Below are 7,727 nucleotides of genomic sequence, written 5' to 3'. Positions count from 1 at the left end.
TGGTATTCAGATTGAAACCGGTGCATTTATCAATGAATTTGTCGGTGAGTCAGGCAAAGTTTCAGGCGTGAAATGCGCACATGGCGTGATTCAAGCTGAGCTAGTTTTGGTCGGTGTTGGTGCAATTCCAAATACCGAGCTGGCAGAACAGGCAGGCATTCAGTGTGATAATGGGATTCGTGTCAGCCGAACTATGCAAACCAATATTGCCAATATTTTTGCCATAGGCGATTGTGCCAACCATGAAAATCATTTTGCAGGAGACAGACGCATCCGTTTAGAGTCTGTACAAAATGCTAATGATCAAGCGATTACAGTTGCCAAGATTGTGACCGCACAACCTGCAGAATATAAAAATGTACCGTGGTTCTGGACAGATCAGGGCGACATTCGTTTACAGATGACAGGACTTTCTTTTGATACCAGTGATTATGTGATTCGTGGGGATATGAAGAGCGGACGTTTTTCAGTGTTCCATTATGCTAAAGATAAACTTGTTGCCATTGATTCGGTGAATCAACCTGTAGATCATATGATGGCAAGAAAACTGCTGGAAGCAGGGATCACGCCGTCCAAGCACCAAGTTGCAGATATTCATACTAATTTAAAGAGTTTTTTGACTCTTAATTCGGTATAAAGATCTAAACCGGTCTGTGTTTCAGGCCGGTTTTTTACACGGAACATGAATAGGGAAATATGCATGCAATCGATACTGGATTCTAAATGGCTGGTGTTTATTAAAGTCGCAGAGTTAGGCAGTCTGTCCAAGGCAGCGCATGCGTTTAATGTACCGCAGTCCATGATTAGCCGGCATATTGCCCAACTTGAAGAACAATGTGGGACACGCTTATTTAAACGTACCGGACGTGGCGTGATTCTGACCGAATTAGGTTATGAACTTTTACCCAGAATTATTAACCTGGCGATTGAATGCGGTGCAATTGAAGATGATATTCGCACTTATGGTGGGGAGCCGATTGGTGAAGTTCGTGTGGGCTTGCTGCCTGCATTGGTGCGTCAGCTCTCGGGGGAACTTTACCGCTATGTGAAGAAAAATTACCCACGTATTGATTTGCACCTCAGTGAAGGTTCCAATGTCCACCTGGAAGAAATGATTGAAGAGGGGCGGATTGATATGGCTTTGCTGCTTCGTGAAGGCGAGGTGATTAAGCATGAGGAAGCAGTAATTGCTGAGTTCGGCTTGATGCTGGTCGGTCAAATACATGATCCTTTGGTAGAGCAGCCGACAATTAAATTGCGTGATTTACAGGATTTACCTTTAATCGTACCAAGTCGTCCGCATCCGCTACGTGCGCGTTTAGATCAATTGGCACGTCAGATGGATTATAAGTTTGACTGTGTGGTGGAAGCCGACTCGAATCGTTTGCAACATGAGCTGGTAGCGGCAGGTGGAGGTTATGCGATTTCTTCGGGTTTATTTGGTGTAGAAAACCAGCAGAGACTTGCAGCCAGTTTAATTGTGGAGCCTGAGCTTTCACGTAGTGTGGTGCTAGCGCATACCATACGCCGTCCCAATACGCGGGCATCACGGGTGATTCAGCAATGGTTTGAAAAGCAAGCACCGTTGATTTTAAAAGGCATGATTGTGAATCGGTGAGGGGGAGTTTCTGACTTCGTATGAGAGATTTTATGTTAATAAAAGCAATTTCCGGGAATTTATTCCACAAAAAAGGAGTTTTTTAAATAAAACCCTTCATGAACGAGATAGAAAATTATTTAATTTTAAATTAACCATAAACTTAACTTTTCTTTATGTCATAATCCTATAGTCAGATTTATGGTGTTTTTGAATGATAGGACAAACTGATTTTTTTAATACAGAAGAAGATGGATATATAGAAGATTCAGAAAAAGCTGAGTTGTCTAAAGCCACTTTGTTGACTCCATTCGATACTGCAAAAATTGATATTATTGTAAAACCTATGACAATTTCTAAGCTATTAGATAGATTAGAAAACAATGAGTTAAAATTAGACCCAGACTTTCAACGTGCAAGTAACTTATGGGATAATAAAAGAAAATCCAGATTAATAGAGTCAATTATTCTAAAAATACCTTTACCATCATTCTACTTTAATGAAGATGATGATGGTAATTATTCAGTAGTTGATGGATTACAACGACTCAGCGCTATTTTTCAATTTATAAGTAGTGAAGAGCTTTCCAGATCTTTAAGAATGAAAATGTCAGATCTTAAATTATCTGACATGCAGTATTTAACCGATTTAAATGGTAAAACTTTTTCAGAAATACCAAGAAATTATCGCAGAGCAATTAATGAATTAGAGATAACATCAACTATTATTCGTCCAAGTACTCCTGATCTTGTTAAATTCAATATTTTTGCTCGATTAAATCAAGGTGGGTTACCAATTAATGGACAAGAAATAAGAAATTCTATTTATCCTGGAGAATGGCGAACTTATATTTCAGATATAGCCAAAAGTGATGAGTTTTTATACTATACAGATTACAAAGTATCCGATAAGAGATTAAATGACCATCAGATGATTTTGAGAGTTATTGCATTATTTGCAACAAACGGAAGCAGAAATGATAAAGATATTTTAGATGACTTTATTAACCATGCCTTAGTTAATAATATTATTCAATGGAATTCTGTGGATTGGATAAATGCTAAAAATAATTTTTATAGAGGCATGAAATACGCAAAAGAAATCTTTGGTGAGTATGCATTCAGAAAAATTGACTTTGACAAAAATAATAAATCTCCTCTGAATAAAACTATTTTTGAAATTCAAGTTTTTTTATTAGGTTGTCAAATTTACTCAGACGAACAAATCACTAATATTATAAAGAACAAAGATAAGGTTTTAATTTTGACAGAAAATGAGATGAAGAATAACCCAAAATTCTTTGAAGCTCTGAGTAGTAATACTGGTTCTGACTTTTCGTATTATGCTAGAAAAGAAAATTTTGAAAAAATTTTTGATCTCTATATTGAGTAATTCTTATGATAACAGCCTTAAATGTTAAAAATTTTAAATCAATAGTCGATCAAAAATTTTTATTTAAAAATTTAAATGTATTAACTGGTCTAAATGGATCGGGGAAAAGTTCAATTTTACAAACATTAACCTTGCTAAAGCAGTCACTAGATATTGATAATACCGGAAAAGTACTTTTTTTATCTGGTAGTCTAGTATCTCTAGGTAGAGCTCGTGATGTTTTGTATGAATATGCTGAAAATAATACAATTAAATTCGATATAGTATTACCAGAAAAAGATCAAAATATAACCCTAGAATATGAAGTTTCTGATAATTCAAATGATGATATCGTACATGGAAAAATAATAGGTTGTGTTGAAAAATTAATAGAACAAATTAATAGTTTAAAATATATTCAGGCAGATAGAATTTCTCCTAAAAACTTGTATCCTCAAGCAGGAACAGTGCACAGAGAAGCGGGATGGTTAGGGATTCATGGCGAATTTACAATAGATTATATTCAGCAAAATGAAGATTCATTAGTAGCAGATAGTCGTTGTATGAAAAGTAGCTATTCTTCAATTCCTATGGAATTCCAAAAAATAATCGCTCCAACCGCAAAATTAACAGATCAAATTTCTGCTTGGTTACAAGAGATAAGTCCTGGAGCACAAGTTCAGACATCAAAAATTGATCACATTGATGCGACAACATTAGGATTTAGATACAAAACTACTGCTCATATTATGGGTTCTGAAAGAAGACCAATAAATGTTGGGTATGGGCTCACTTACTCTCTGCCTATAATTACAAGCTGTTTAACAGCTAAACCTGGAGATATTTTATTACTAGAAAATCCGGAAGCACATTTACATCCTAGAGGACAATTTAAACTAGGTTTGTTAATAGCCCTTTGTGCTCAAGATGGTGTTCAAATTTTCGTTGAGACCCATAGTGATCATTTACTCAATGGTATACGGTTGGCTACAAAAGATTGCATCATAGATTCTGATAATGTAGAGGTTTTTTACTTTGACAGAGACTATAACACTGGTATTACAAATATTATCTATCCCAAACTTCAGAGTAATGGTCGATTTTTACAATGGCCGGAGGGTTTCTTTGATGAATGGGAAAAAGCTTTAGATGAGTTATTAAGTTAAGTGTATGCAAAATAAAATAGTTTTTTTAGATGATAATCCATCCTTATTGGATAGTGAAATTAATTTGCATTTTAGAGATAATATTAAAAATCTATTGGATTTGTTTAAATACTTTAAAGATAGAAACATTCAAATCCAAATGAATTGTTCTATTCACGATCTTAAAATTTCAGAAAACATTAATTTTAGACAAATTAAAAAAGAACTAAAGAGTGAAATTAGAGAAGAGCTTCAAAGTTTGAAATTAATTCTAAGTAAATACCCTTATAGTACTAATTTTTTAGAACAAAAAAATATATATTTAGGCAACTTAGAGGTTTTATATAATAGTAATTATTTTGAATCTTTATCTTGGGCATATATTTTAGAAACAATGGTAATTTCATTTAAAAAGAATCTAGTGCAATGGAATTCCAATAGTATTATTGCAGACCTAATATGTATAAATGAAAGTCTTCAAGATATTGAAGAGCAACAAATATCTATTAAGCATGCTAATACGATAGAGCATTTAATTGAATATGATCGATGGTTAAATGAAAGTGGTTCATTACCTAATATTGAAGAATTTCTTACTGAACCTTCAGAGTTTCTTCCCAATTTAACTTTATTAAACGAAGCCGAAGAAGGTATTAGAAAGCATTACTGGTTATTTTCCACAATTTATTCAAAATTATATACTATTAATAATTATATTGAAGATTGGAAGAATAAAGATGGTGAGCCTTTTGTTCCCCCTATTAATTATGCAGCTGGAGAACATGATAAAAGGAAATCCCAATTTCCAAAGCGCTTAGAAGGTTATGAAGCTCATTTATATTTTACAGGGATAGAAGGAAGAATACATTACAAATTAGAAAATAAGACTCTTGTGATTGCTTACATTGGAGAGAAGTTACTAATATAGAAAATTTGATTTTGAATACTTTTTTCTAAAGAAAAAATTATAGTTATTTTAAGAATTTCTAAAATTAATATAATGCACATTAGATGAAATTATTTCTGTAAGCCCAGACTTTGTGATCTGGGCTTTTTTATGATTCTTCACGTTCCACGCTTACTATTAGAGCAATGTTCCACAATATTAATTAGAAATATTTATATCTTTCGACCTGAAATTTTTTTGTATCTATCCATTTTATAGATATCTGTTTTACACCTTACATGCTAGCTCCGCATATCCGACATCAGTACATTAGAAAAAAATGACTGAAACGGAGTTCAGCAGTGAACCACGCACACCATCCAACTTTATTCATCAATGATGATCATGTTGCAGAACTAGCAACCTGGTCCAGCGCAATCGAAGCGCTAAGCCATGCATACAGTCAGCCTATTTCCAATGCAATGGTGCCACCACGGACGATGGCACGTGGCGACGGCTTTTGGTTACGTAGCCTTTGCGCAGTTTCTCCATCTAAAGAATACATGGGCTGTAAGCTCATCGCAGCAAGCCCAAAAAATAAAAAAGCCAGCTACCTGATCTCTTTGTTTGATCAAGACACCATGCGCTTGGCTGCCTTAATTGATGGTAATCGCATTACCGACATCCGTACCGCAGCAAGTTCAGCAGTCGCTGTAAATGCTTTGGCTGGTACAGAAAAACTGGATGTTGCCATTTTAGGTTCAAGTGCATTGGCACGTAGTCATTTACATGCACTCAATGCAACAGGCCGCGTAGCAAAAGTTCGAGTCTTTAGCCCAACAGAAGCGAATCGTGAAAAATTCGCACAAGAATTCCATGCCCAATATGGCTTAGATATTCAAGCTGTTGCAACAGCAGAAGAGGCAGTTAAAGGTGCCAATGTGGTGATCTGTGCATCACGCAGTCGTGATGGCGGACCAGTCTTTGATGCTGCATGGCTTGAACCCGGAATGACCGTTGTGTCCGTAAGTTCAACATTGCCAGAACAGCGTGAACTGGATGTTGAAACCATGAAACAGGCGAGCTTGATCGTGGCGGACATGCCTGAAGAAGTCATTCATGAAACAGGTGACGCGCTTGTTGCCATTGAAGAAGGCTGTGATGTCGCTGCAAAGACAGTTTCTTTGTCAGATGTGATGTCAGGAAAAGTCAAAGTACGCAATACGCCGGATGAAATCGTGATTTATAAATCTGTCGGTTCAGCGCTACAAGATATCGTGACTGCAGAAATGCTGTTACGTAATGCAAAAACAGCAGACTTATATCAAGAGATGAGCGACAGCATTGTCACCATCGACCGTTAATTTAAAAAATACATAATTTTTTAGTAAGAAAGTAAATACAAGAGTTAAGGAGAATTTTGATGGCTAACTATAAACGCAATGAAGCACGTGAGTGGGCACGCGAAAATTTAGTAGGTTGTTCAGGTGTAACCATTCCAAGCTATACACGCGATTTAAAACGCCTCAATGAGAAGGGAATTCGTCACGATATTCAACGTATTATTGATCTTGGCTATACATACACATTGCTTTGTACAGAAGTAGCCATTACTCCAGAAGAGAATGCGCAATTTACCGCTTGGGCAAAAGACCAGGCGGGTGACAAGCTGGGTTTGTTCTTCCATGCAGGTTTTGGAACACTGGAAGAAAATATTGAAGCAGTAAAGTTAGCTGAAAAAGCTGGCGCTGATATTGTTCTATTGTCATATCCATCAAACTTCTGGCCATCGTCAGAACAGGAAATTTACGAATATACCAAAACATTCTGTGATGCGACTGATTTAGCCGTAATGCTGTTCGCGATTCCGTTATGGGGCTTTGAACGTGTTCATCCACAAGGTATGTCGCCTGAACTGATTCAGCGTTTAATTGATGAATGTCCAAACGTTGTTGCATTGAAAGCTGAACAAGGCTTCCCACATGTTGCAGGTTTAATTGACAGCTACGAACGTTTCAAAGATCAAATTATTGTCACTTGCCCAATCGAAAGTGATGTCATTCCATTACTTCGTTACATGGATATGCAATTTTCAGGAACCAGCTATACACAGTGGACAGGTGATCATTTTGTCAAAACCTTTAATCTAGCTAGAGAAGGTAATTTTGACGAAGCCATGAAATTGTACTGGCAAGCTCAGCCGGCTCGCGGTGCAGTAGGTGCTGCAACTGGCGCATATATGCCAGGTTCTAACTATATTAACCGTGCACATTGGAAATACATGGATTGGTTAGCTGGTTTCAACGGTGGTCCGCTTCGCGCTCCGGTAGCCCGTATTCCAGACCGTCAAATGAAAGTATTGCGTCAAGGTTTAATCGCTTCAGGTTTGCCATGCACCAATGACCCAGATAGCGAATTCCTGGTTGGCCGTTTCCCTGAATAAGGCAAAAAAGTTAAGGATAAAGACATGAATAGCATTGCACATATCAATCCTGCGGATTTATTAAAAGATCCGAGCCTTTGGAAAACTGGCGCATTTATTAATGGCCAGTGGCTGCAGGAAACTGCACATGGCACGTACAGCCTAAATAATCCTGCAACTGGATTAGAGTTGGTTAAACTGCCGCGCTGCAAAGAAGATGAAACCAATCATGCGATTGAGTCTGCTCAGTCTGCATTTGAAAAATGGCGTAAAACCACAGCAAAACAGCGTTATGAAATTATCAA

8 protein-coding genes are annotated in these 7,727 nt (G+C 36.8%); all 8 read left to right on the top strand.

Annotated features, from left to right (window positions below; all coding sequences use genetic code 11):
* Window positions 1-637 (top strand): oxidoreductase C-terminal domain-containing protein (locus ACN6OV_RS09515; protein ID WP_427952363.1); only part of this gene is annotated, 637 nt, incomplete at its 5' end.
* A 63-nt stretch (window positions 638-700) separates the two neighbouring features.
* Window positions 701-1,618, top strand: coding sequence for a LysR family transcriptional regulator (locus ACN6OV_RS09510; protein WP_427952361.1), 918 nt, complete (start codon window positions 701-703; stop codon window positions 1,616-1,618).
* A 193-nt stretch (window positions 1,619-1,811) separates the two neighbouring features.
* A complete protein-coding gene (locus ACN6OV_RS09505) occupies window positions 1,812-2,990 on the top strand; it encodes a DUF262 domain-containing protein (RefSeq protein WP_427952359.1) in 1,179 nt (392 codons plus the stop codon).
* Window positions 2,991-2,995: 5 nt separating this feature from the next.
* Complete coding sequence (locus ACN6OV_RS09500) at window positions 2,996-4,135, top strand: AAA family ATPase (protein WP_427952357.1); 1,140 nt, start codon at window positions 2,996-2,998, stop codon at window positions 4,133-4,135.
* A gap of 4 nt (window positions 4,136-4,139) precedes the next feature.
* Window positions 4,140-5,042, top strand: coding sequence for a hypothetical protein (locus ACN6OV_RS09495; protein ID WP_427952355.1), 903 nt, complete (start codon window positions 4,140-4,142; stop codon window positions 5,040-5,042).
* Between the two features lie 320 nt (window positions 5,043-5,362).
* A complete protein-coding gene (locus tag ACN6OV_RS09490; RefSeq protein ID WP_427952353.1) occupies window positions 5,363-6,364 on the top strand; it encodes an ornithine cyclodeaminase family protein in 1,002 nt (333 codons plus the stop codon).
* Window positions 6,365-6,423: 59 nt separating this feature from the next.
* Entirely contained in the window at window positions 6,424-7,443 is a 1,020-nt protein-coding gene (locus tag ACN6OV_RS09485; protein ID WP_427952351.1) for a dihydrodipicolinate synthase family protein, read from the top strand.
* Window positions 7,444-7,467: 24 nt separating this feature from the next.
* On the top strand, window positions 7,468-7,727 hold a 260-nt coding region (locus ACN6OV_RS09480), incomplete at its 3' end, for an aldehyde dehydrogenase family protein (RefSeq protein ID WP_427952349.1).

It is taken from the genome of Acinetobacter sp. (assembly GCF_050285345.1).
Lineage (GTDB): Bacteria > Pseudomonadota > Gammaproteobacteria > Pseudomonadales > Moraxellaceae > Acinetobacter.
Note: the sequence above shows the minus strand (reverse complement) of the source record. Positions and strands in the feature narration are given on the sequence as shown.